The sequence below is a fragment of the Coprococcus ammoniilyticus genome (assembly GCF_025567345.1).
Classification (GTDB): Bacteria; Bacillota; Clostridia; order Lachnospirales; family Lachnospiraceae; genus Coprococcus; species Coprococcus ammoniilyticus.
The window spans coordinates 360,479-383,652 of sequence record NZ_JAOQJS010000004.1; the positions used below are offsets into that span (position 1 = coordinate 360,479).

Genomic DNA, 23,174 nt, shown 5'->3' on the forward strand with positions numbered 1-23,174 from the left:
CCATCCTAATACTTTTCGATTATCTGAATTGTTTTTTCAGCCAAAACACTACCATCCGAATTAACAACCTGTAAAATAAAAGACTCATTAATAAATGAGTCATCATTTGGTACTGTGATTTTTATTTTTGTTTCAGATTTTTGTATGCAATCTTGAGAGATATCCATTTGCATTTTGACGTTCCATTCCCAATCGGGATTATTGATTTGATTTCCATGTGCATCTTTAAACTCAACACTCCATACTTTAGATCTTCCAATCCTAATTGAATCAGTTCCAGTAATTAAAATGATTGTTTCATCTACTGAATCGGTAGTAGAAGTCGTTGAAATATAATCACAGATACGCAATTCTTGGTTGTCTTTTTCATTATTTAATTCATCTTTATCCGCTATAAAGCTCAATATACTTCCATGAATATCATCACCATAATCATATAGAACGTCATCACTTCGAGTCAGTTTAAAAACTTTTCTCGGATTTGTATTATGTTTGTCAATAAACACACGTTTTCCCTCTAATTCAAGCACTTCCTCATCATATGTAATTTTGACTGTATAATTATTCGAGGTCAGGATAAGAACATTGTTACCTGTTTCACCGACATCATACTTGGATGCAGACTGAATATTACACCAACGCTCAATAATATTCCCATTATTATTTTGCCAACGGAGCTTATAATGGCAAAGGCACATAGTCGCTTTTTCATATATACCTTGAGTACCTGGATATCCATCTATTAGCCAATATCTACCTTCGAACAGAACATACATTCCTGCCTTGACAGTTTTTGGAGTAAATAATCCTATACGTTCCATAGATTTTAACTGTGTATCCCCTGTATTGCCCTGTACAATGCAACGAACTTCTTTTGATTCAGACAAATCATGGTTATATACAATAACGGTCGTAGCTATATTTGTTTCTAATACTTCAGAAAAAGCATCATCCTTATAATCCGTAAAACCTTCATTTTCATACCCACCAATACTATTTGGTTTGGTAGGAGAGGAGAGTAAATACCATTCTTGTGCCATAATACCCCCTTAAATGAATGCTGTTGGTTTCTGATTTTCGATAAGATCTCTACAGTTTTCTGCAACATAATCAAGATGAGACTTTTCAGATGTTTTTGTTCCATTACTTCCATCAATCGATAAGTCCTTCCCAACAATACTAACTCTTTTATTAACCTTTGATACTTGCCTTTCTTGATACAACTCTTTCATAAATGCAGCTAAAGTAGATATTACTACATCATCTAAAACGCAATCAAATTGTTCTAATGTGTTATCAAAGAGTAACGGATCTAGTTCTAATGAATATCGACTAATAGCTTTTCTTAACCAAATAAGCTCAAGATCAAACGGAATTACCTGTTTATCGGCAAAAGAAGATTCAAAAAAATCAATTACATCTTGTGCCGTTGTCATCTTTTCCATGCTATCACCTCATTGATTTATGGATTAATACCAGTATATTTAACGCAAAAATCTACCTTTTTGTAATCATTGATACCTAATTCCTTGATACATTCAATTAAATATGCTTTTTCAGCTCTAATCACAACATTATTCATAATTGCCTGTTCAAAGTCGTCCTGTTTTTTATCGAACATCTTTTTAACTGAATTCTTGGTTAAGAATGCCTGCTTTTTATTTTCATTCGGAATATCAAAACTTAATTCAGATCTTGTAAAATCATCTTCAATATACCATGTAGCATGAGAGCCAAGAGAATCAATACCATTTAATAATGTATTACCATTTTGTGCCTGTGCAATAATTTCTTCACGAGAGAGTAACACAGTGCCCTTTGGAGGAATACTAATATCTCCATTGGTCGTGTGCCTTGGAGCACCAGTAGTCCACGGAGCAATACTTCGTACAGTGACTTTTTTATCAAGACGAGTATCTTCATCTGTAATTGGTTTCTCTATGATTTTTTCCACAACCCTTTCCACAGTTTTAACAGGCGTTTCGTCTATTGAAGTATCATTCTCAACTGAAACATTGTCTGTAGATTTTGTGCTATTATCTGTATCCTTCTTTTTATATGTCATAATTTTCTCCTTATCAACTATAAAATTTTTTTCAACTAATATCTGTATTTAATCTCATTATATAAAGCTATAATCTTATCCAACCGTTCAGATTTTGTAAATATATAATATTTAACTTTTGTTGTTGGATGAATTCCGATATCTATGTAAGGCACATCAAATGCTCTAATAAAATGAGATAGTTTTTTTGAATAACAATAAAAATTATTGTTCATAGTTCTCTCCATATAACTAAAAATATAGAGGTGGTATTAAACCACCCCTATGTATCCATTAGACTGTTAATGAATCAAGATTCTTATCATGAATAAGTCCAATTTCGTATTCTCTATTTGGAGCTACGAGAGCACCAACGGAGAGATCAAAACGAGACATAATCTGACCTGTAGTTACATCTGTACCTGTAAAGGATGTAAGACCACCACGAGTAACTGTGTAAATAGGAGACTGACCACCAGCAGGAATAACATATCCAAGACCAGCAGGTAATATTGTTTCAAAATTATCTCCGTCTTTGTTAATAGTAGTAAGGTCATACGGATTTGGAAGCTCTGAAAGAACTGATCCATTATACATTCCCATAAGTCCTGTATCATGAATTTCATCCATTACCTTCTGTGAAATGCCATTAACGGTTGGGGTTGTTCCAGTATATCCTGCAAATGCATTAAACTGTGAAATAAACGCATAATCACCTGTAATGGTTGGCTTTCCAAATCGTCTAACATTTGTAATGACCTTATCTACATTTGTCTTTGTAAGACCTGCATCCTCTGCAAAATATTTAACGCCCTTTGCATTCTTAATGGCATTATAGATTGTTTCAACAACATACTTAGTAGCCTTGTTTCTAATCTGAACTCTTACCTGATCCTGAAGTTCATTTTCATCAGTCATATCTCCAACAGCAGCCTTTCTATAGTCAACTGCATAACCACCAGAAATATTAACTGTAGCGATAGGAACTCTCTTCTTTCTGATAACTGGGAATGTTACATCCTGTCCAGCAGCCTGAATCTTTGGATCGATATTAGCGAATTCTGGAATTTCAACCTCGCAAGAATCATTAAATCCAATAGCTTTGTAATTACCATAAATAGAAAGTAACTTGATTTCTTTCATCAGAACAGGCTCCATTGCGAAACGTCTAATCTCATTAAGTTCAGACATAGCACCCAAATCTCCATTTGAAGCCTTGGCATTAAGTTCCATAATATATTTAGCAGCGACATCTGCTTTCTTTCCATAAGGAGCTAAATCTTTACCCTGTGCCATAGCAGAAAAGATCTCTACAACAGGAGAGTTAGCTTTTACCTTACCACTAACAAAATTAGCGTCTTTTCTTTCATTATTTAATTCAAATGTATAAGACATATATAAATCCTCCTTAAAATTTTTAATTAGGCTGTTGCACCATTAACTAAAACAACAACACCCTGCTTATTACCAATCACGCTCTTAACTTCCAGGTTAAGTTCTGTGGATACTGCACTATTAACCTCAAGCGCACCGTCTTTTGTTGCTGTAAGTTTGTCTCCAACAGCTACAGTCTCTGGGAGAGGATAGTCATAAATTTCTAATTCCTTACCTGCAAGTTTTGTGAGATCAAGAACTCTAACATGCTCACCCTTTGCGATAGGATACTTAGGAAGACCTGAATTGTTTCCTTCCTCTGCCTGCATAATAACTTTAGTACCATCTTCAGCACTTGAAAAAGAACCAGAACTAACTGTTCCAAAAGAACCATTAAATGTATCTGCACCAGCTACAGCATTCTCAAATGCGTACTTGTGCTCAATCTGATCAAAATTTCTAAATTTAATCATAGTTTTTAATTCCTCCTTAAAATAAAAATAGCTCAGACACACAAATTGCCTGAGATTAATGGTTGATTATTCATAATATAAAAAATTCTTTAAAAAATATTTGTATCTTCATCATCTATATGAGACTCAGAACAAACCTCTGAAAAAATATCTTCAACAGAACCATCGTGAATTGAATTCTGTTCAGCAATCTTTGCATCAGACTCAGCCTTCTTCTGAGATTCAACAATATTCATGCAAATCTTTGATTTAATAGAATTAATTTCAGATGTGACATTTTCTAAATCTTCCTTCTTTGTAGCTGCGTTGATTTCGGAAGTGAGCTTATCAATATCTTCCTTTGCTATATCCTTCTCATCTTCGTTGAATTCCCCTAGAGTAGTGTCTAACTCTCTAAGTTTCTCAGCTACTTTTGCTTTTGCAAGCTCCTGTTCAAGAATTTCTCTTTCAGCCCAATATGTTTCATAGTCTTTCTTTAACTGATCGAGAGTAGCCTGAATCTGTTCAACAGAAGCATTAAGTTCTGAAATCTTAACATCCTTTTCAGCAAGTTCAGAATTCTTTGCTTCAATAGTGCTGTTTAATTCTGCAATCTGTGATTCATAAGCCTGTGACTTATCATTTAATTCAGAAATTGTAGAATGAATAGCAGTCTTCATGTCTTCAATTGTAAATTCCATTGTTTTTTTGTCCTCCTTATTTTGTTTCTTTTCTGCGACTTCAAGAACAATAGCATCATCATCCGCTGGTGAAACGGATAAGATAGCAGATCCAGAAAATACATACCTCATAGGTGATCTAAAAGCTTCCGTAGGTTCTTCTTCCTCAAAAACTATCTTATTATCATTTTCCGGTATACCCATTATTTCAATAGAAGTACAAACCTTACCAAGTGCATAATTTTTTCTTACCCACTTCACAAAATTTGGATAGCGTTGTGCATATAAAAAACCACTTCCGACTAATACCTCTATATCGTTTCCATCAGCATCTTTTACTGTTTCGATTGATACTTCATTGCAAGTACCAACTACTTCTGAATTTTCAAATATAGGTTCAGGAAGACCATCAGAATTAATAATCTGTCCAGTCAAACCATGACCTAACGGGACTTCTTTTGTTTCATCTACAAATTCAGCACAGAACGGCATTCCAATTGCACTTTCCATGGCAGCTTCGACATATTCTTTCTTCCAATGAAGTCCATTTTTATTTGTATCTTCAGTGTTATCATGGATTTTTAAAAGAGCGACTTTAATAGGGACACGACCATTCTTGTTTGATCGCTTTGAAATTTCGAGGATATTTCCTAACATATATTTATCCTCCTTGTTAAGTTGTATATAATAAAAGAAGCCTACAATTAAGCAGACTTCTCATTATTATTAATATTTAATTGCTATTTGGTTGATGGCTTGGGTTGATGATTTCCATTATTACTTTGAGACTTTATGGTGTTTTCATTCGTAGGATGATTTTCCGAAGGTCTTCCCCCTGCTTTATCATCTTTAGAAATAGTATTGCTAGTAAGATGGGGCACATATTTGTCAAAAATCTTATTGTCGTATTCTTCATCAAGAATATTAAAATAAATATCTGGATTTATACCTGTACTTGCTATTAACATAGTCATAGAACCACTTGCCTGTAAATATAAATTCTTCATCATATCGAAGAATTGTTGTCTATTAACCAAAGATGTTGGGAGATAATATACTTCAACCCGATTACGTCTATCTTTAATTATATTTTCATTTATTACATAATTAAGTTCAGTTTGCAGTTCTTGAATCCACGTATATATCTGGGCATTAATCAACTCAAGATTATTTTGTTGAGAAGAGTAATTTCCACTTCCTGATCCATTTAATAATGATGCCGCTACACCTAAATCCAAAGCAATTTTATCTGTTAAATCAGATTCATTCTTATTATCAAAAATATCGGTAGCGTCAACATCTAAGGTATCTATTTTTGTACCTGCTGACACTGTAAAAAACGATGTACCCCCACGATTGTTTTTGGTCATAACAGCTTGCTTAACTTTATTGTGTTGGTCTTGTTGCTGAGTTTTAGTTAATGCACAGCTACCTTTGTCTTTTCCTTCTGGTAAAGTTTGGAATATTATCTTATTATTTAATTCTTTCAAGACATTTCGTTTAGTATCAACGAATTCATTCTGATAAAGAATGTCAGCAATAGCAGCAATTGCAAGAGGTCTTCCCCAAGGTTCACTAATTTTGCACTTGATTTTATGGGCAATGGTATGTTTATTATCTAATATAAGCCAATTGTTACCTGCAAAATTTCCTTTTTCCCACTGTAAATATCCATTACGAATTTCAGAAGGATATTTTTTCAGCTTACGATTTCTCTCTTCCTGAGTTACACATTTCTCTTCAAAGTACCGTAAATTAAAAGCAATAACATTTCTATTATTTTTTCTACCTACGATTTTGGTATATTCATATGGTAGCGGAATAATAGAAGCATTCATGCCCATATCACACAGTTCTACAATGTTTTCGACATCATAATCAGACAATGCTTTTGTATTATCATTTGGCTTTTTGGTTACTTCAAAATAATAAAAACAATTGCCCTCGTTCATATCCGTAAAAAGTGCATCTCTAATAAATTGTTTATCATTGATATTTTCAAGGGTAGACAGCATTAGATCTTTATTTTTATTTAGCTTAGTTTTACCAAATAAACGCTTTTTACCATAAATAACTCTATCTAAACATGGGAGTGATACCATATAGTCAATTGAGTTAGTTACAACACCTTCACTGTTGTAAACAAACATTGCAAGTCGTCTAGTAAGGTCATGATTTGCAATTGGGTCTTTGACAATAGCTCGGATTTCTTCTGGTGTGAATTCATCATATAGATGACATCCAAATATATCCGTTGACAAAACTCTACCAACATAACTATTGTATTCATAAGTTTTTGATGGGGTAGTAGAATTAGCAGACTGAGATATCTGTGTTGAATTTGTTTCTAATGTTTGCGTCTTTGGAGGGCGACCTCGTTTACGCTTTATTTGTTCTTCTGGCAAGTGAGTGCCTCCTTTCTAAAGTGTTTAAATTTTTGTTAATTGATGAGGGTACAATAATCATAATCACTTGAACTTGCACCAATCAAATCATTTTCAAGTAAATCAAAGAAATATGAACCATATGAACAAGAAGTATATCTATCTTTTCGATTTTTACCTTGTTCATGAATTTTAATAATACCTGTTTGCGGCATTTTTTCGTAATTTAATTCTGCACATTCGCTTATCATAGCTTGTGTTTCAAGAAATGGGTTTTCATATTCCATTTGTCTATCCAAATCAACTTCATTAATATAATCTATATTTTCAGCAAGTATTTCTTCTTTTGCAGTATTGTAATTAACAAGAAAATCAATCTTATTTTCATTAAGATTTTTTCTGAATCCGATAGCAATATCACTATTAAGTTGCTGAGTTGCATTGACAGCAAATATACAAGTTTTTGCATTTGGATCTTGACATACTTTTGCATATTCATCGTTATTCATACAGCGTAGTGGAGAATATTCTAATCCTCTCTCTTCGTCGTATAAAACTTTTTGTAATGAATAAAGAATCTGAAGACCACCATTTCTTACATCCAATACTATGTAATTTGCGTTGAAATCATCAAATAATTGACGAATTCTTATGGCTTGTAATGTTGTATCTCCAATCTGATTTGATTCAATATAAGGATATTGTCTTCTATATCCTTGTTTTACTTCAACTGTATTATTTTCCGATTCATAAGTCATAGATTCTGGAATACCACGAATACAACTATAAACGGAGTTATCATTTTGATCACCTGCAACAAATGCTATATCGCAAGAAATTACTCTTATTTCATTATCTTGTTTTGGAATAGCATATTTGTTTCGTTTATTTATTTTTATATCAAATGTATTACGTGGATAAAAGACATGTTTTAGAATCTGACGATTCATTAACATAGAATAGGTAAAATATGATGATAAAGAACCTTTAACTCGAAGATTTAAAAATTCTATTTTCCATGTGATAGGATCTTGTTTCTGCTTTTCTTTTAGCATCTGTTTCATAGTTTTCAAGTGATGCTTAAGTGTAATGCTTTCGTCAAATGTAAGCAATACAGAACCATTATGCTTTTGCATTCCGTTATACGCTTGGTCAACAATATCCCACATCCAATGCCCATCGTCTACCCATGATGAACTAATATAAATATCAACAGGGTCTTCTTGTAAAACTTCATTTTCTCCATAATAAGGATTAAGCATATATGGCTGATTACGCACAGTCTGAAATGGAGAAATAACAGAGTCCTCAATTTTCTTATTGATTTGTCGAAACTCCTCTCTGACAATCCCTGTACTTCTAAGTCCACGGGCATTTTCATTTGCTACAAACACTGTAATTTTAGAGCCATTTTTAAATTTTACAAAAATATTATTATCACTCGTACTCCAATCTGCAATTTCAGCACGTAGCGGTTTACTCCATTCACATAATTCATCAATTATTTTATCAGATACAATAAGTTTAGCCTGTTTTTTTGTTGAAGATCCTATACGAAATTTTGTACCAGGATACAGAATGCAACGACAACAGGCATATAATGCAATAATGAAAGATTTCGCATCGTTTCGACTTGCTATTATACAAATAAAATTTGATATACCCATAAGATATATAGCTAGTTGTTGATATAAGTATAAAGAAATTTTTAAATAATCTTGAACAAATCGATGCATATTCCTACGCCAAAAAGTACACCATGCTATCATATGTAGAACATTATTAGGATTACTAAGATAATGAGTAGAAGGGAATTTTTTATATAATTCCATTTGGTTTTTATCGGCAGGATATTGGTTAGTCATCATCATCACCGCCGTTTTCAGGAACAAAGAATTCCTTATCTCTTGTTTCACTTCCAGTCATTATATTTTCCATAGGTCTGCATACATGACGTTCAAAATAATTACCAATCTCATCATAGTCCTCGTATAGTGTTTTATCCTTGTAAAATTCTTCTGGGGTAAACTGTGAGATAGTAGCAAGAGTAACCCCAACAGTTTCATTATTACTATTATCTTTTTCCTCAATAGTTTTTAATCCAGCTTGTTTAAATGTCTTACTATATTGTTCAACAAGTGTTGCATATTCTTTAGAATCGCCATTCTGTAACGCATGTATTTTTAACATATTAATATTGCATAAATCTCGAATAAATATTTCCTGATTCGAGTCGGCATTGGGATTATTTTTCTTAAGCATTCTCCAATGTTCATCAAGATTTTTATAATCCATTTCAGTAAATCCAACTCCCCACCTATCAACAGCGGAAGCAGAAATAGTAGATTCTTCTGATTTTGCCTGCTCTCTCGAAGTGATAATCTCATTCTGTTTTTGTGTATAATAATTTTTTAATGAATCAATATAAGTTTTTCTCCCATCACAGTTCAGATTTTTCTTTGCTGCATAATGAGAAATACGAGAACGAGAACGATGACCACTATAAGTTTCCATAGAAGCAGTAAGTGCAGATACATCATAATTCCAACCTGCTCTTTGACAAAAATCTTTCATTGCATGTTCTTCATTATTAGAATATAAAGCAGTCATTTGTTCAACATAACGATCAGTGCACTCCTTACACCAAGGCAAATAACCACCATTGGCTTGAAACAATACATCATTACTTTTTTGAAAATAAGATTCTTGTTTTGAATATCCACGACCACAACAAGAGCATTTGAATTTATGTTTCTTTTCATCAAATGCAATAGGAGATCTTGGTATTTTTATATTTACATTCGTATCAATAATTGGAGTAGCATTCATGTTTTCAATTATCTTTTCATTTTTTGTTTCTTTTGGCACGAAGCCACACCTCCTTTTACAACTAAATAAGTCGATTGCTACAATAACAATCGACTATCTAAAATTTGTTCAATATCTTAAAAAGAGTGAGAGAGTAGTGTGAGTATCTACTATACTGAAGCTCATGACTTCTTCAGCTTCTCACTCCATAATCCAACTATCTGTAACCGAAACAGTAACAATCCTCTCATAGTTGGCTATATATTTATTCTCTTTTCTATCTTGATTTTAGGTAGAGAAAAGTGTATACTTAACCCATAAATTGAAACTTGACAACTGAATAGTATTTAAGAATGGAGGCTTCTATGAAACACCCAGTAAAAAGAATTGCTTCATACTTAAAAACAAAGAAACATTCCATTTATAATTTTTTACAAAAAAATGGCTTCTTTGATGAAATGGTTAGAGGAATTGTAAAAATGTTTTTCTTTATAATTATTCTCTACTTTTTCAAACAAGTAGTGTGGTAAGCAAGCCTTGGCACAATTTTTGTGCCATGGTGCAAGCGTTATCCGGATTTACTGGGTGTAAAGGGTGCGTAAATAGATACTATTCAGTTTTTAAAGAGAGGTGCAAGCCTCTCTTTTATTTTTGTACTTAACGGTCAGAGTTGGATTTGAACCAACGGTGCAAATATATGCACACTTTCTTAGCAGGGAAGCACCATAAACCAGACTCGGACATCTGACCATAATAAAAGAGCCACCTCCAAAGGAAATGACTCTTTCTTTAAAGCTTTTACCAATCAGTCGCCAAACCGGTTATAACTGTATAGAGCAGTAGTCTGGATAGCAGGACTCGAACCTACAACGTCTAGTTCCCAAAACTAGCGGACTACCAAATTGTCCTATATCCAGATAATATTTTTCAAATTTCTCCATATACTAAACCAAAAGTATCTAAGGAGAAACTATCATGAACGCTTCATATAAAACTGCAATTCAATTCAAAGATTTATATATTCCCGTAAAAATGTTAAAAACATCACACAATAGTTCTATAGAACTTAATCAACTCTGCAAAGACTCCAAAGAAAGAGTGCGTTATATCAAATTTTGTCCATCTTGTAATAAAGAAATCCACAATGAAGATATTGTAAAAGGATATAAATATGCAGAAGATAAGTATGTTATTTTGGAACAATATGATATAGAATCAATTACATCAAACAAAGATAGAACACTTTCAATAAAATATTTCTGTAAATCAAAGGAAATATCAGACCTACTCATAGATAAATCATATTATTTAATTCCTGAAATGGAGTCAGAAATCGAATATGAACTTCTTCGTAAAGCTATGACTACGAATAGAGTAGTAGGTATGGCTGAAATTGTATTTGGTACAAAACAAGAATTAGTTGCGTTGTTTGCCAATAAGAATTGTATTATTGCAACCATTTTATTTTATGAGAACGAGATTAACGAATTACCGATTATCATGAAGCATAAAACAGATAAACAGCAACTCGAAAATCTCAAACAAGATATCTTAGATAATACAAAAGAATTTGATTGGGAGTCTCATTATGATAAATATCAACTCAAGTTAAGAAAATTGATATTTGATAAAATTCCAAAATGATATTGTCTTTCTCATTCCATCCTCGAATGGCGAGCTTTCATCTAAACTGCATAGGACGCATCCTATTGTTACAACAGTACCAGTCCGAAGACCGCAAAGGGCATAGGGCGGTAGTAAGTGTTGAACTTACACACCTAAGTTTCGTATGCATCCAAAAAATAGGTTTTGGCATCAGACTTACCGCACGAAACTTATATTATGGTTCAGATGGATTAGGCTCTATAGCATCTACCTTAATCTCATCCACAGTAACTCCAACATTGTATGTCACATCCTTAATGACACGAATATTTTTATATCCATATTCTCGATCAAGCTCTTTAATTGTATTTTTCAACTCATCCAAGTCATCCGTTGAGTATTCGATTAGTTCCAATAAAGAACCTTCAGTCTGAATCTGATACATTTGATAAAATTCTCTTCCAAGCACAGAGTTATATTTAATTAATATTTTATACATATATAAATTACCTCCAAAATGATAGAATTAGAAAAGCTGCCGATAGGATTTGAACCTACAACTTTGGCTTTAGAAGAACCATGCTCTATCCAATTGAGCTAAGACAGCAAGTTTCTGGTCTGCATGAAGCACTAACTAGCAGATCTTGGACTGTACACATCCAGTTATTTAGAATATGATCGCTTATCCGCAACCTAATTCATGCTTCCATGCACTTGTTTTTCTTGCTAACCAACGCACAAGAAGAGTAAGTGACAACTCGTATCAACCAAACTACATTGCGCTTATGTATTGATACTCCATTAATTTATCCAGTTGCAACGCCACATCGGACTCGAACCGAAATCTTCTCTCTATAGGAGAGACGCATGATCCTTTCATGCTGGTGACCTGAATAATATATTATTTGATCATTCCTAACTCGTACTTATAGTACGTCAAATGCATGATATGTGTATGAACAACCGTTTACTTTATCATTCTCCGCATATTTTCAGTCTTCGGAACAAAGACCACTCGATAAGGTTTAATGACTCTTATCCGTCAAAATTCCAATTGTAAAAATCAGAAAAGACAATTTGCCATTTCTTACAAAACTCTGTGGACAGTTTTAATCATAATAATGGTTCTCATTAACGTAGAGAGGCACGAACATCTTCTCATTTCTGAAGGTTGAGAGTAACCGATAATCCTAGATGTCGGTAGGAAAGAAGTAGGACTTACAATACTACATGAATAGCAAATGCCAAGATGTGATACTTATATATTCTCTGTTTGGTTGCCCACTTAAGGGTTCTTTTATTTATTCTCTACATTGTCGTCACCGTTTTATATATGCCTTTCGTGCCTGTTTATAAGGGCTTTATTTGGATAATACAGTTCTATCGGTCTGTTAGTCCGTCTGATTTTCACAGAGCCTTGTTGAGTTCTTATGGTTTCAGAGCATTCGGCTGTAGGTATATGAGTTTGTTACCCTTAATATTATTCAATCACTTTGACATAAATCATCTTAACATGCTATGATGTAAAAAAAAATTTTATAAGGAGTATATATTGGACACAATATTTGAAATATTTAAGACCATTTTTCCTGCTATTATTACTGGAATTTTTACATTCCTAGCCACTAAATATACGTATAATAAAAATATACCTTTAGACAAAATGGAGATAGCATATGATAAAATATATAATCCTATATATCATATACTATTACAAAACAATTCTAATAATATATGTACAAATCAAATCAGCTTAGATATATTTGTCATTTTAAATAAATATAATGATTATGCAGATCGATCGACACTTCACGCATTTGATTTATATCGTAAAAGTAGAGATAAAGATAGTTTTATAAATTTTAAAAATAACATCAATAATAAATACATATATCTTCGCAAAAGACTTGGATATTTAGAACCTAATTTGATACAAGCGTATACATATTCTTCAAAAAATGAAAAATCTGTTTTACGATTAGTGTTAGAGTGTACTGTCGCATACATAACAATGCTCGCATATACATTGTTGAGTGCATCAGTTCACACAGTTATAACATGGATAGCTTTTAGTTTAATATGTATCATTATAATTGAGTTATTAACTTTATTTTTTAGGAATATTTTAATTTATATCAGGAAAATTATAAAACATATAAAATCCAATAATAAATGTCGTAAAAATTGACATATTTTGACAAGAAGTGTCATATAATATATAATAGAAAGGACAAGCAGTTATTCAAACATCTTTGTTTTGGCTAGATAGAGATGGTTAGGCGGTTAAGTCACGTCAGAGTAGTGATACTCTGTTTATATAGATATCCTCATGATACAATGTAGGAAATACTTACAAAGGAGGATAATACGTGACATTTTGTGAATTACTAATTTTTACATTAGTGACTGGCATAGTAAGTGGTGTAATTGCTACATACTTAGTCAGATTGTTCGATAAACACAAAAATGACCGCCACGGCAAATAGCGATCATTTCCTTTGTGTTGATATTGTTATATTAGCCAAATAGTGTTCAATATTGGCTTAACCGTCTAACGGATAATTGCTTGTTTCTTTTGACTTGTATTGTAACACATAAAATTGTGTGGTGCAAGAGGGAATTAGACAAAGTGTTAGACAAAAGCTTCATCTGTATCTTCAGTATCTTGGTTAGAAAGCAAACTTATCTTTATTCTCTTTTACTTTCTTTTTATTTACAGATAAATAATGCTTAACAGTAGTTTCCGTACTAGAATGATGGAGTAATTCAGCAATATCCTGTAATTCCATACCAAGTTCTTTTAAAATGTTACTTCCAGAATGTCGTAAATCATGGTCATGAAGTGTAGGAACACCAATCATTCTACCTGCCTTTTTACACCAATCATTTAATGTACCACCCTGAATACATTTTTCATCAGTTACATAAGGAGTAATAAATACCCAACCATGGTCATTTATATTATTTTCTTTTCTGTACTCGATTAATTTTCTTAATAATCCTTCAACTTCTTCTGAGAAATACAAATCAACTATTTTTCGCTCTTTCTCTAATACATCTGTACACATACGCTCATCAAGATTAACCTGTTCCCATCTTAAATGAGCCATAGCATTTACTCTAGCCATAGTAGATAACCCAAACATGATGTATGTCTGTAATTGTATATCTCCATATTCTTCAAGCTTTTGACGTAACTCATTTACTTGCTCAATGGTCAAGAATGTTTGTTTCATAATAGCCTGACCTTGTTTTGGGCGTTCCAAAAACTCAGTAGGTGATTCTTTGATAAGCTTTTTCTTTCTTAAAAATTTATAGAAAGCAGAAATTGATGACATTACTCTACGTTGTCTGCAAACATTATTACCTTGCTGTTTACGCCAGTAAAAATATTCTTCGAGATCTTCGTCTGTTGCATCTAATACAGATAAATTGAATTGATTATCATACATGTAGATAAACCATTGTTTAAGGTCTATATTATAAGCTTTTATTGTGTTTTCAGATAAATCACGAATAGACATGTCTACTTGATATTTTTGAAATAATTTCAAAGTATCAGGATTTATATGTTCAAGTTTATCTTCATCATACATTACAATTCTTTTGCTTCGTTCTGCCATTTTTCTCACTTCCTTTCATAACAAAAAGAAGCAGTAGTATCATTAACTAACTGCTTCTTGTCGCATTTTTATATATTCATCTAATTGTTCTTTTGTATTATTATGCTGTCCGTATAATCTATGAAAACCATATTCTGATTTTAAACTATGACAATTAAAACACAGCGTAATTCCATTGTCTATATCAAACCTTAAATCTTGATTATCGCTAAAATTTTTAATATGATGTGCATTTAATTTTCCACCATGTTGACCACAACATTGACAAGTATAATTATCCCTTTCAAAAACAGATTTTCTCCAATCAAAATATTCTACTCGACCTCGTATACGAGAATTTTCAGAAGTTAAAAATCCTGTAAATTCTTCTCTTGAAATACCTTGTTGTCTACACGAAGCCAATATACGATTTTCTTCATCATTTGCGATTTTACGAGCTTTTTCAATTCCACCTTTTTCATAATAATAATCTATCATTCGTTCGGATTGCGAATATATAGGAATATTATATTTCTTTAAAAGAGCACCAATAGTAGTATCTCCAAGGTTATAAAATTGTCCTATTTCGAGAGTGGTCATTTTTTGTTCTATGTACAAATCATATAATTCCTCTTTAGTAATATTTTTAGTTTTTCTTCCATTTTTAGTTGTAAATCCAAAATCATGTATATACTGTCTCAATGTTCTTAAATTAAGACCAGTTTCTTCTGATATCTGTTCTGCTGATTTATCAAGAATGATATATTCATTATATAACCAATCTTTATCTCTATAAGATGTATTTGTTATATTTGTCTTTTTATTAACATTAAATCGTCTAATATAAGATGCTTTTTCTTTCTTACAATCTGGATTGGAACAACATATCTTATTACAAACAGTTCCATTTATTTGTCTGTAAACATCATAATATTTTAATTTGTCTAATTTGCCACAATAATCACATTTAATTTCTACTAATTGATGAGAGCGATATGACAAATCTTCTACATTTGCATTAATATAAGCAGTGGTATCTGCTACGATTTTATTTTTATCACCTTTTTTTCTTGGTATTTTATATCCAAGCTCTTCAAAATGTTTCCAATTTGCACTACTAATTTTAACTTTTACTTTTTGTGGTAATATTAACCCCATAATTTATTTTCCTCATTTCTCCTCATTCCATAAAAATAGGAGAGAAGTGCGAATGAGGTTACACTTTCGTCAGGCTCATGACTTCCCAACTATCTCTCCATAAATCCCACAATCAGCTATGACACCAATCATGAGTACAAATATTTATTCTCCGTTTTCTATAAAGTTCGTTGCCGATTTAACATCTCCCAATCCGTATATAAAACATCGAATTAATGGGACACCTGAGAATCGAACTCAGCGAGAACCAAACACGCCCCATACAAAAAGAGTGTGTAGCGTACACCACACACTCCCATATTTCTTATTAGTTAATACCAAAATGATTCATCTAATTTATCCAGATAACATGCATAGTTCATTAACCGCTTGTAAATCTCTGAAAATGCGTCTACTATATCAAGACAATCATTTAATGAATCATAAGTCTTCTGAATTTCTTTTGTCTTCTTCTCGAACTCTGCCTGAGACACCTGCTTGCCATTGATAGAATAGTAATCTTTATCAATTTCCTTGCAATCACAGTGGTCACAGTCCCCATCACAATTATCATCACCAATACTGACTTCATATACTACCTTAGACTGGATACTTGAAATAATTTTTGAATTACAATTATCCATTACATAACAAACTACCCCTGTAGCATATAAGTATCCATTTTCACGTTTAGCAGGTTCACACCAAATACCTTCATGATCTAAAGCAATAAGATACTCATCATTGTAATTATCATGATCTGGTCGAGCGAAATCTGAAATATGAGCCAGATCGTGACCATTCTCTACTAACTCAGCAATGATATTCTTCGCATCTTCATACTTTGCAATAATTTCTACACAATCCAATGTTTTGTCCATATTAGAGTCAAAATATGTATTTTCAATATCTACAACTAATTCCGTATAGTCTGTAAAGTTTCTTTCAACAATATCTGCTTTTATGTTAATCACGTCCCCTCAAATTAATCCAGTGTACGAACTGACTTCTTGATTGTGAAAACAAGTTCGTCATGTGCCGGAGAAGTCCATTTTGTCTCTACGCCTCTTAATTTTGAAGTACCAGTTCTTTCATCTACATGTTTTGCTGTAAAACTACCAATACCAGGAAGAACGATCTTTTCTGTCTTGTCGGCTGCTAGATTCTCGAATACACAAGCTACATAGCCAGACAGGATAGCTTCAACTTCCTTCTTGGTGATCTTGTACTTTGTTTCCTCACAATCAGCATTTAAAATATCTGTAGCTCTTTCTGCAACTTCTTTAATCATATTATCCTTATTCATTTTTATTTCTCCTTTTTCTCAACTAATTTTGTCTTTTTCGACTATTTTATTTTGTATTTTTCGGCACTCTGATATTTGCCAAATAATAAAAGAGGGTAGCGGCTCAATGAGTCCACTCCCTCATGCGTGGCTTCGTCAGCCCAAAACCGAAGTTATTCCCATTTATTAATCGCCTGTTGGGTTCAGGTCATATATCATTCATACATGTAATTTCATCGAAATGGTGAAATAAAACATTTAATGAAATATTATGTATATGCATAATAATATACAAACCAAGTCACTCCGTACTCAGTCTACTTTGTTATAATAAGTCTTTATTTGAGTTCAATAGGATAGTAAGCTTTTACACCTTTATCTGTACAAATACAAACCATTTGTGATGGTCTGCCTGTTAATCTTTTCTCAATTGTATATGAATCTCCGCAACCAGCAAGAGATCCACCACGGATCATCTTTACACCATTTGTTTCATCTACAGAACAAACATGCAAATGACCGTATGTAATTGCATATGGAACAAACCCTAACGCCAAACATAAGTTTTGCACCCCAGATTTATTAAATCCATCATAATCACCGTGTACAGCAATATATGATTTTCCTCTAATTGAAATATCAGAAATACCTGTATCAATATTTCTATGTAAAACATGGAAATTATCAATATGTTTCAGAGATAATTCAACTGCCCAACTGATAATATCGTCCAACCGCTCATCGTGAATTGCATCATCCTTGCGATCCATACGAGTATGATTTCCACTAACATTGGACATAAATACTGTCTCAAAATGTAATGACAATTCATAACAGAATGAAGATATCAACTCTGTGGCAATTTTAATCTGTTCAATTACATTCTCTCTATTTGAAACCTGAATTGATTTATGAATATTACCAGAAATTAAATCTCCTTGAAGACTTACATAGCAATTTTTAGAATTATTTAAATCACGAATAGATACGACTTCGTTTAATAATTGGTTAAGCCTGTCTTTTGCAATATCTGTATTATATTTTCCAAAAATAGAATCAAAACTTTGTCCGATATGTAAATCGCTTAGAATAATTAACATATCATTATCTGAGTCAATTAAAAAATTATTATGTTTATCAAAATTCGTTCTGCCAAGAGATGTGAGTTCTAATTCTAATTTGTCAAGCTTTTCTTCAACCCTAGCATCTGCAAAATTTTGTTTCTGCCAAGCATTGCGCTCATCTCTGAACTGAATTTTCTTTCGTTCTAATTCACGTTTCTGAACTTCAATTTCTTTTAACTGTGCATCGGAATCAACAAACTTAGACTGATTTGCATTTAACATCTTCTTAAATGCCTGGAACTTCTTTCTGTATGTACTTTCCCCAAAATCATTTCCAGTAAGTTCATTAATTATATTCGCCACATCATTCCAAGAACCTATCTGGTCTTTATCTTCGCATATCCTATAGATAAGTTCCTCATCTGTTTCGTTCTCGAATCTTTTATAGGTGCTAATTGTATCCACCTACTCTCTATTCAGCAGATTCAGACTCTTCATCTGAAATCTCAATACTGATTTTAATATCAAAGATAGTTGTACCTTTTGGTAACTTCTCAGCAATACGATCTACAATAGAACCTTCATCATCAACAAAAATTCCATTTTCAATTCTTACTCCACTTGCTGTAATATTCTTTTTAGCAGCACTAACAGTTGCTTTCTTAATTTTACTATCTACCATGTTTTCTCCTTTTTCTCCTTATCAACTAAAATAGGAGAGCAGTGTGCTCTCCTTAAAATATTTTTGTAATATCAGTAATTACTTCGTCAATAACTCCATATCTCAAAAGTTCATCGCTTGATAAATACCAATCTTTATTCCGATTTTTATTGAATGTCTTCTCATCAATTTTTGTATTAGCAAGAATATAAGACTTCATTTGTTCTATTTGTTTCTTATAATTCTTTTGTGCTTCTTCTATTTGTTCTGCCGTACCCTGAAAGGCAGCCGATCCAGAATGAACCAGCATTGAAGTATGTTCAAATGCATAGCGTTTACTTCCTGCCAGAAAGATTAAGAATCCAGCAGACATTGCAACATCCATACCAATTGTCATAATGGGTATTCTACTTGCTTTTTACTAAATCACAGAAAAACAAAGCCTGTTCAATATCACCGCCATAGCTATGAATAAAGAGGCGAATTGGGTCAGGATTCTCTTTATCTTTTTCTTCTATATTCATTTGGATAATAATCTTTGCCAGTTCTACTAATGAATAATCTTCATTAATCTCATAATCTATATAGAAAGTCCTATTCTTTCTATCTTTCCAATAAGTAAATTCCTCTGGTGTTGGTAATTCACTTTCTTTTGCATTTCCAATTAAAGGTATTTCCAGTAACTCCATAGGCGATTTGCCTCCATATTTATAATATTTCATTCGTTTGAACATAATAAAAGAGAGTCATTTGCTAAACTCTCTTTATAATTTATAACATATGTTAAATCATTATTATTAAAATAATTATCCAAAATATTTTCTATATTGTCTCGCTCCCAATATGGAATGCGTATAAGAATTATATTAGTATCTATGCAATACTTATTTTTAGCCATATCTCTCTTTTGGTATTCTAAAAAATTCTCATATGCGATAGTAGTGCCTTCATTATTAAAATCTACAGGCTTAAAATGCTGTTCACCATCAAACTCAATTGCTAAATTCTTTATTGGTATATAAAAATCAAATCTTAGCGGATTGATCCAATATTCTGTATAAATTTCATGACAATCGTGTTCATAAATATAATTGTTTGACTTAAGATATTCCATTATATTTTTCTCACCAATTGAGCAATTACAGTCATTACATTTTGTTTTTCCTCTTCTAAACCATGAAAGACTTGTAACAAATGGATTTCCGCATTCTTCGCAACTTATCAATAAGTTATAATCATTATATGATGTATAATTCGAAGATAATAGTTTATTCTTTCCATTTAACTCTATTAAATTTTTGACATAATCAATTGAATATCTTAACTTTTCTTTACAAGATTCTTTTCCGCAATAGTAGCATCCTTCTCCGTTTCTTAAATGCATCCAAGTGATTTTTTGAATTCCGTATTGAGAATGTTTATTACATATGTATTCAATGGGTGTATGATTGTTTACATATTCTGTTGATATTAACGTATAATCCCGTTGTTCAAATATTTCTTTTATTTGTTTAAAGATTTTGAATCCAATATCATTTTTATATTTCTCTTTATGTTTTTCAATGGTATATCCATTTACATAGGCAGATACAGTACCATATTTCTTCATTTTTGCATCATACGATTTTTGTTTTCGACAATTATAACAACAATCTTTTTGAATTATTTTTCTACTATCGTAATATTTTTTGATTTGCTTTTGAAAAATATCACCACAATAGTCGCATTTAATATCAATAAATTTATCACTATTATGCGGCATATCTTCAAAATTTACTAAAAAAGCATCTCTCATATGAGTAAACTCATAGCCCAACAATTCAAAATGTTTTTTATTTGACGGACACCATTTATTTTCAATTTTCTTTGTTAGTACCATTATTATTCACCTTGTCCTTTCGTTGTATTTTTAATGAATATAAAAAGACTGCCGATTACTCAGCAGTCAGTTTTTTTAAGTCTTTTATAAATTTATCAGTTTCTTCAAAAAAGAAAACAGTAGCATTTTTTAATTTATGATTTTTCTGTAAATCAACTATTGGATTTCCACAATGGAGTAGTTGCTTTGCTAAAAAACTATTGAATATAGGTTTTAAATTAATAAATAACACCTCTTTCTACATTTCTTCTGCGACAGCAGCAATTCTACTTCTATATATATTTTTAAGTTCTATTTCTCCATAAAAATCTTGTCCTCTGAATACTTCAGACATTCTTCTCATGCCGTTGTTATTTCCTGCATACTGGCTGAGATCTACCTGAGTGTTATAATCACCATCAACAATGCAAATAGAGTCTTCTCCAATTCTCTGTAATGCAAGTTTCATAAGAGATATATCCATGTTTTGTGCCTCTGTTATATAAACTCCTGCACGCATTCCATTGGTATCAAACCCTCTAATATCAGAGAGGGGTAGCAACTGAATTAATTCTTGATTAATCATTCTCTCTAAACCAAATAGACCACCTAGTTTTGCGGATAACATATTACCAATAGAACTGTCTAATAATTTTTCATCTTTTGTTCCAGGATAATATCCAAGTTTTGCAGAGTTAGCGGTCGCAATAGTATTACAGAAAATTATAATTCTATCAATTTTATGCTTTTCAAGAAGCCACATCATATAACCAATGGCGAGATATGATTTTCCTGTGCCAGCAGCTCCCTTAATCATAGTAACTTGATTATTTGAAAAGCTGTTCAATGCCATCTGCTGATATACATCACCATTTAAAGGTTTTACAATGCCAAAGTAGTCCGATTTTATATTGGGAAATTTAATGTTTTGATATGTTCCATCTCTCCAAACAAGAGTATCAACAATTCGATTTTCAGAATTTTTTAAAATAAGATATTCATTTTCAAATAAATTATAGATATTATCTTGCAAATGTTCATAAAAATATGCCATGTCTTCATCAGAAAGAGTGACTTCTAAACATCCTGAATACTTGTCGTCTGGATTTTCACCAACGCTTTCTACATTGAGATTAAATATCTTACTTGCAATCATTTTACATGCTATATCATTTGTTACGAAAATTACTTCCTCTGATATTTTATCTTGTATATATGAACAAGTTCCTACTATTTTTGTGTCAGGAGTGATTTCCATATTTTTGTCTGATATGTATGTCTCAATTAAGAGGTCATATATAATAACCTTATATTTATCAGATTTTTCATCAAGTAAATGTAGTATCTTCCTTGCATTATACTTTACTTGATCATCTTTTGATCTTGATACTTTTATATTTTCCAATTCTTGAAGCGAGATAGAACTAATAATAAATTCATGGTCAAATATCTTATTTTGTAATTCAAGAAGTGCGTTAGTATCATAAAAATATATTTTGTTGATTATAAAAACCACCTTCCTGTTTTAGTTTCATCCACAAGTGAAGAAAAGTGGAAGAGTAGCGTGACTCTGACTCGAACAGACCCTTTGGGGTATGAACCCAACATGCACCTTTACACCTTACCGCAAATTGGAAATGTAAGACTTAAACTTACGACCTCATGATCCCAAATCATGTGTTCTACCAAACTGAACTAATTCCCAAAAAGAGTGCAGTAGTCATACCTTCAGAACGAAAATACAACTACTGCTAAAAGAAGAGTTGTTTTTATGAAATGTATTATCTGTTTGAAAACGCCTTGATTTGCTACCCGTAGGCATGAATCCATATATCTTCCACAGAATGTATATGGTACAGGCTCGCTTGCTGCACTTACCTGGTTTGGCGCACCACATACAAGTTTTTCACATAGCGTCACAGCAATGATTTATAGCTATGTGTTAGACGAAATATTGTAATGTCTCTCGACAATTATATATTCTCTGTTTTATCAGCTAGGAAAAGCTGATTTCATTGTTTTTAGCCTTACAGCATAGCCCTCAATTAAGAGGGCTTTTCTTTTGTAATAAAAACGATCGTTGCATATTTTTATTCCGCATTTGCATTTAAGCGGAGAGGATAGTTGTGTTGGTATTGTACTAAGTACACGCAAATTTACGCTATTATACATAGATAAAGTTTCATTGCCCACTTTCTCCTCATAAGTTCACTTAACTAC

General features: G+C 32.1%; 21 protein-coding genes and 4 tRNA genes. 1 reads left to right on the plus strand and 24 read right to left on the minus strand.

Annotated features, from left to right (window positions below; translation table 11 throughout):
• Positions 1–5: 5 nt before the first annotated feature.
• The 11 genes from OCV60_RS08005 to OCV60_RS08055 form a co-directional block, all read right to left on the minus strand.
• Positions 6–1,040, minus strand: a complete 1,035-nt coding sequence (locus tag OCV60_RS08005) for a hypothetical protein (protein ID WP_262529970.1) — start codon at positions 1,038–1,040, stop codon at positions 6–8.
• 9 nt (positions 1,041–1,049) lie between these two features.
• Positions 1,050–1,445, minus strand: coding sequence for a hypothetical protein (locus OCV60_RS08010; RefSeq protein ID WP_262529971.1), 396 nt, complete (start codon positions 1,443–1,445; stop codon positions 1,050–1,052).
• A gap of 17 nt (positions 1,446–1,462) precedes the next feature.
• On the minus strand, positions 1,463–2,065 hold the full coding sequence (locus tag OCV60_RS08015) for a hypothetical protein (RefSeq protein ID WP_262529972.1): 603 nt from the start codon (positions 2,063–2,065) through the stop codon (positions 1,463–1,465).
• Between the two features lie 273 nt (positions 2,066–2,338).
• Positions 2,339–3,439, minus strand: a complete 1,101-nt coding sequence (locus OCV60_RS08020) for a hypothetical protein (RefSeq protein WP_262529973.1) — start codon at positions 3,437–3,439, stop codon at positions 2,339–2,341.
• A gap of 26 nt (positions 3,440–3,465) precedes the next feature.
• Positions 3,466–3,891: a hypothetical protein gene (locus OCV60_RS08025; RefSeq protein WP_262529974.1), complete on the minus strand. Its 426-nt coding sequence runs from the start codon at positions 3,889–3,891 to the stop codon at positions 3,466–3,468.
• An 89-nt stretch (positions 3,892–3,980) separates the two neighbouring features.
• Complete coding sequence (locus OCV60_RS08030; protein ID WP_262529975.1) at positions 3,981–5,207, minus strand: coiled-coil domain-containing protein; 1,227 nt, start codon at positions 5,205–5,207, stop codon at positions 3,981–3,983.
• Between the two features lie 83 nt (positions 5,208–5,290).
• Entirely contained in the window at positions 5,291–6,955 is a 1,665-nt protein-coding gene (locus OCV60_RS08035) for a phage portal family protein (protein WP_262529976.1), read from the minus strand.
• A 35-nt stretch (positions 6,956–6,990) separates the two neighbouring features.
• Positions 6,991–8,805, minus strand: a complete 1,815-nt coding sequence (locus tag OCV60_RS08040) for a hypothetical protein (RefSeq protein ID WP_262529977.1) — start codon at positions 8,803–8,805, stop codon at positions 6,991–6,993.
• Positions 8,792–9,802, minus strand: a complete 1,011-nt coding sequence (locus tag OCV60_RS08045; RefSeq protein ID WP_262529978.1) for a hypothetical protein — start codon at positions 9,800–9,802, stop codon at positions 8,792–8,794. Before OCV60_RS08045 ends, OCV60_RS08040 begins: the two co-directional genes overlap by 14 nt.
• Positions 9,803–10,403: 601 nt before the next feature.
• Positions 10,404–10,492, minus strand: a tRNA-Ser gene (locus OCV60_RS08050).
• A gap of 93 nt (positions 10,493–10,585) precedes the next feature.
• A tRNA-Pro gene (locus OCV60_RS08055) sits at positions 10,586–10,659 on the minus strand.
• A gap of 58 nt (positions 10,660–10,717) precedes the next feature.
• Here OCV60_RS08055 and ku point away from each other — a divergent pair.
• Positions 10,718–11,386: a non-homologous end joining protein Ku gene (ku, locus tag OCV60_RS08060; protein WP_262529979.1), complete on the plus strand. Its 669-nt coding sequence runs from the start codon at positions 10,718–10,720 to the stop codon at positions 11,384–11,386.
• Positions 11,387–11,582: 196 nt separating this feature from the next.
• On the opposite strand, the gene OCV60_RS08065 is transcribed toward ku, so the two are convergent.
• The 13 genes from OCV60_RS08065 to OCV60_RS08125 all read right to left on the minus strand — a co-directional run bounded on the left by OCV60_RS08065 (position 11,583) and on the right by OCV60_RS08125 (position 22,659).
• Entirely contained in the window at positions 11,583–11,846 is a 264-nt protein-coding gene (locus OCV60_RS08065) for a hypothetical protein (protein WP_262529980.1), read from the minus strand.
• A gap of 34 nt (positions 11,847–11,880) precedes the next feature.
• Positions 11,881–11,954: transfer RNA gene (locus OCV60_RS08070), tRNA-Arg, on the minus strand.
• Positions 11,955–14,016: 2,062 nt separating this feature from the next.
• Positions 14,017–14,970: a tyrosine-type recombinase/integrase gene (locus OCV60_RS08075; RefSeq protein ID WP_262529981.1), complete on the minus strand. Its 954-nt coding sequence runs from the start codon at positions 14,968–14,970 to the stop codon at positions 14,017–14,019.
• 42 nt (positions 14,971–15,012) lie between these two features.
• Complete coding sequence (locus OCV60_RS08080; protein WP_262529982.1) at positions 15,013–16,107, minus strand: HNH endonuclease; 1,095 nt, start codon at positions 16,105–16,107, stop codon at positions 15,013–15,015.
• Between the two features lie 311 nt (positions 16,108–16,418).
• On the minus strand, positions 16,419–17,060 hold the full coding sequence (locus OCV60_RS08085) for a hypothetical protein (RefSeq protein WP_262529983.1): 642 nt from the start codon (positions 17,058–17,060) through the stop codon (positions 16,419–16,421).
• Between the two features lie 11 nt (positions 17,061–17,071).
• On the minus strand, positions 17,072–17,392 hold the full coding sequence (locus tag OCV60_RS08090) for an HU family DNA-binding protein (RefSeq protein WP_262529984.1): 321 nt from the start codon (positions 17,390–17,392) through the stop codon (positions 17,072–17,074).
• A gap of 317 nt (positions 17,393–17,709) precedes the next feature.
• Positions 17,710–18,900: a metallophosphoesterase family protein gene (locus OCV60_RS08095; protein ID WP_262529985.1), complete on the minus strand. Its 1,191-nt coding sequence runs from the start codon at positions 18,898–18,900 to the stop codon at positions 17,710–17,712.
• Positions 18,901–18,907: 7 nt separating this feature from the next.
• Positions 18,908–19,117, minus strand: coding sequence for a hypothetical protein (locus OCV60_RS08100; protein ID WP_262529986.1), 210 nt, complete (start codon positions 19,115–19,117; stop codon positions 18,908–18,910).
• A 52-nt stretch (positions 19,118–19,169) separates the two neighbouring features.
• Positions 19,170–19,493, minus strand: a complete 324-nt coding sequence (locus tag OCV60_RS08105; RefSeq protein WP_262529987.1) for a ClpP family protease — start codon at positions 19,491–19,493, stop codon at positions 19,170–19,172.
• 10 nt (positions 19,494–19,503) lie between these two features.
• Positions 19,504–19,785, minus strand: coding sequence for a hypothetical protein (locus tag OCV60_RS08110; RefSeq protein WP_262529988.1), 282 nt, complete (start codon positions 19,783–19,785; stop codon positions 19,504–19,506).
• A gap of 29 nt (positions 19,786–19,814) precedes the next feature.
• Complete coding sequence (locus tag OCV60_RS08115) at positions 19,815–20,975, minus strand: PDDEXK family nuclease (RefSeq protein WP_262529989.1); 1,161 nt, start codon at positions 20,973–20,975, stop codon at positions 19,815–19,817.
• A gap of 238 nt (positions 20,976–21,213) precedes the next feature.
• Positions 21,214–22,470 carry a PhoH family protein gene (locus OCV60_RS08120; protein WP_262529990.1) on the minus strand — a complete coding sequence of 419 codons (1,257 nt, stop codon included), beginning with the start codon at positions 22,468–22,470 and terminating at the stop codon, positions 21,214–21,216.
• A gap of 115 nt (positions 22,471–22,585) precedes the next feature.
• Positions 22,586–22,659, minus strand: a tRNA-Pro gene (locus OCV60_RS08125).
• Between the last annotated feature and the right edge of the window lie 515 nt (positions 22,660–23,174).

What these genes read in the sequence shown, in the direction of transcription:
- OCV60_RS08010 (WP_262529971.1), bottom strand. Translation starts at nt 1,445, where the DNA reads ATGGAAAAGATGACAACGGCACAAGATGTAATTGATTTTTTTGAATCT.
- OCV60_RS08040 (WP_262529977.1), bottom strand. Translation starts at nt 8,805, where the DNA reads ATGATGATGACTAACCAATATCCTGCCGATAAAAACCAAATGGAATTA.
- OCV60_RS08005 (WP_262529970.1), bottom strand. Translation starts at nt 1,040, where the DNA reads ATGGCACAAGAATGGTATTTACTCTCCTCTCCTACCAAACCAAATAGT.
- OCV60_RS08015 (WP_262529972.1), bottom strand. Translation starts at nt 2,065, where the DNA reads ATGACATATAAAAAGAAGGATACAGATAATAGCACAAAATCTACAGAC.
- OCV60_RS08105 (WP_262529987.1), bottom strand. Translation starts at nt 19,493, where the DNA reads ATGACAATTGGTATGGATGTTGCAATGTCTGCTGGATTCTTAATCTTT.
- OCV60_RS08020 (WP_262529973.1), bottom strand. Translation starts at nt 3,439, where the DNA reads ATGTCTTATACATTTGAATTAAATAATGAAAGAAAAGACGCTAATTTT.
- OCV60_RS08100 (WP_262529986.1), bottom strand. Translation starts at nt 19,117, where the DNA reads ATGGTAGATAGTAAAATTAAGAAAGCAACTGTTAGTGCTGCTAAAAAG.
- OCV60_RS08030 (WP_262529975.1), bottom strand. Translation starts at nt 5,207, where the DNA reads ATGTTAGGAAATATCCTCGAAATTTCAAAGCGATCAAACAAGAATGGT.
- OCV60_RS08110 (WP_262529988.1), bottom strand. Translation starts at nt 19,785, where the DNA reads ATGGAGTTACTGGAAATACCTTTAATTGGAAATGCAAAAGAAAGTGAA.
- OCV60_RS08075 (WP_262529981.1), bottom strand. Translation starts at nt 14,970, where the DNA reads ATGGCAGAACGAAGCAAAAGAATTGTAATGTATGATGAAGATAAACTT.
- ku (WP_262529979.1), top strand. Translation starts at nt 10,718, where the DNA reads ATGAACGCTTCATATAAAACTGCAATTCAATTCAAAGATTTATATATT.
- OCV60_RS08115 (WP_262529989.1), bottom strand. Translation starts at nt 20,975, where the DNA reads ATGGTACTAACAAAGAAAATTGAAAATAAATGGTGTCCGTCAAATAAA.
- OCV60_RS08090 (WP_262529984.1), bottom strand. Translation starts at nt 17,392, where the DNA reads ATGAATAAGGATAATATGATTAAAGAAGTTGCAGAAAGAGCTACAGAT.
- OCV60_RS08025 (WP_262529974.1), bottom strand. Translation starts at nt 3,891, where the DNA reads ATGATTAAATTTAGAAATTTTGATCAGATTGAGCACAAGTACGCATTT.
- OCV60_RS08065 (WP_262529980.1), bottom strand. Translation starts at nt 11,846, where the DNA reads ATGTATAAAATATTAATTAAATATAACTCTGTGCTTGGAAGAGAATTT.
- OCV60_RS08080 (WP_262529982.1), bottom strand. Translation starts at nt 16,107, where the DNA reads ATGGGGTTAATATTACCACAAAAAGTAAAAGTTAAAATTAGTAGTGCA.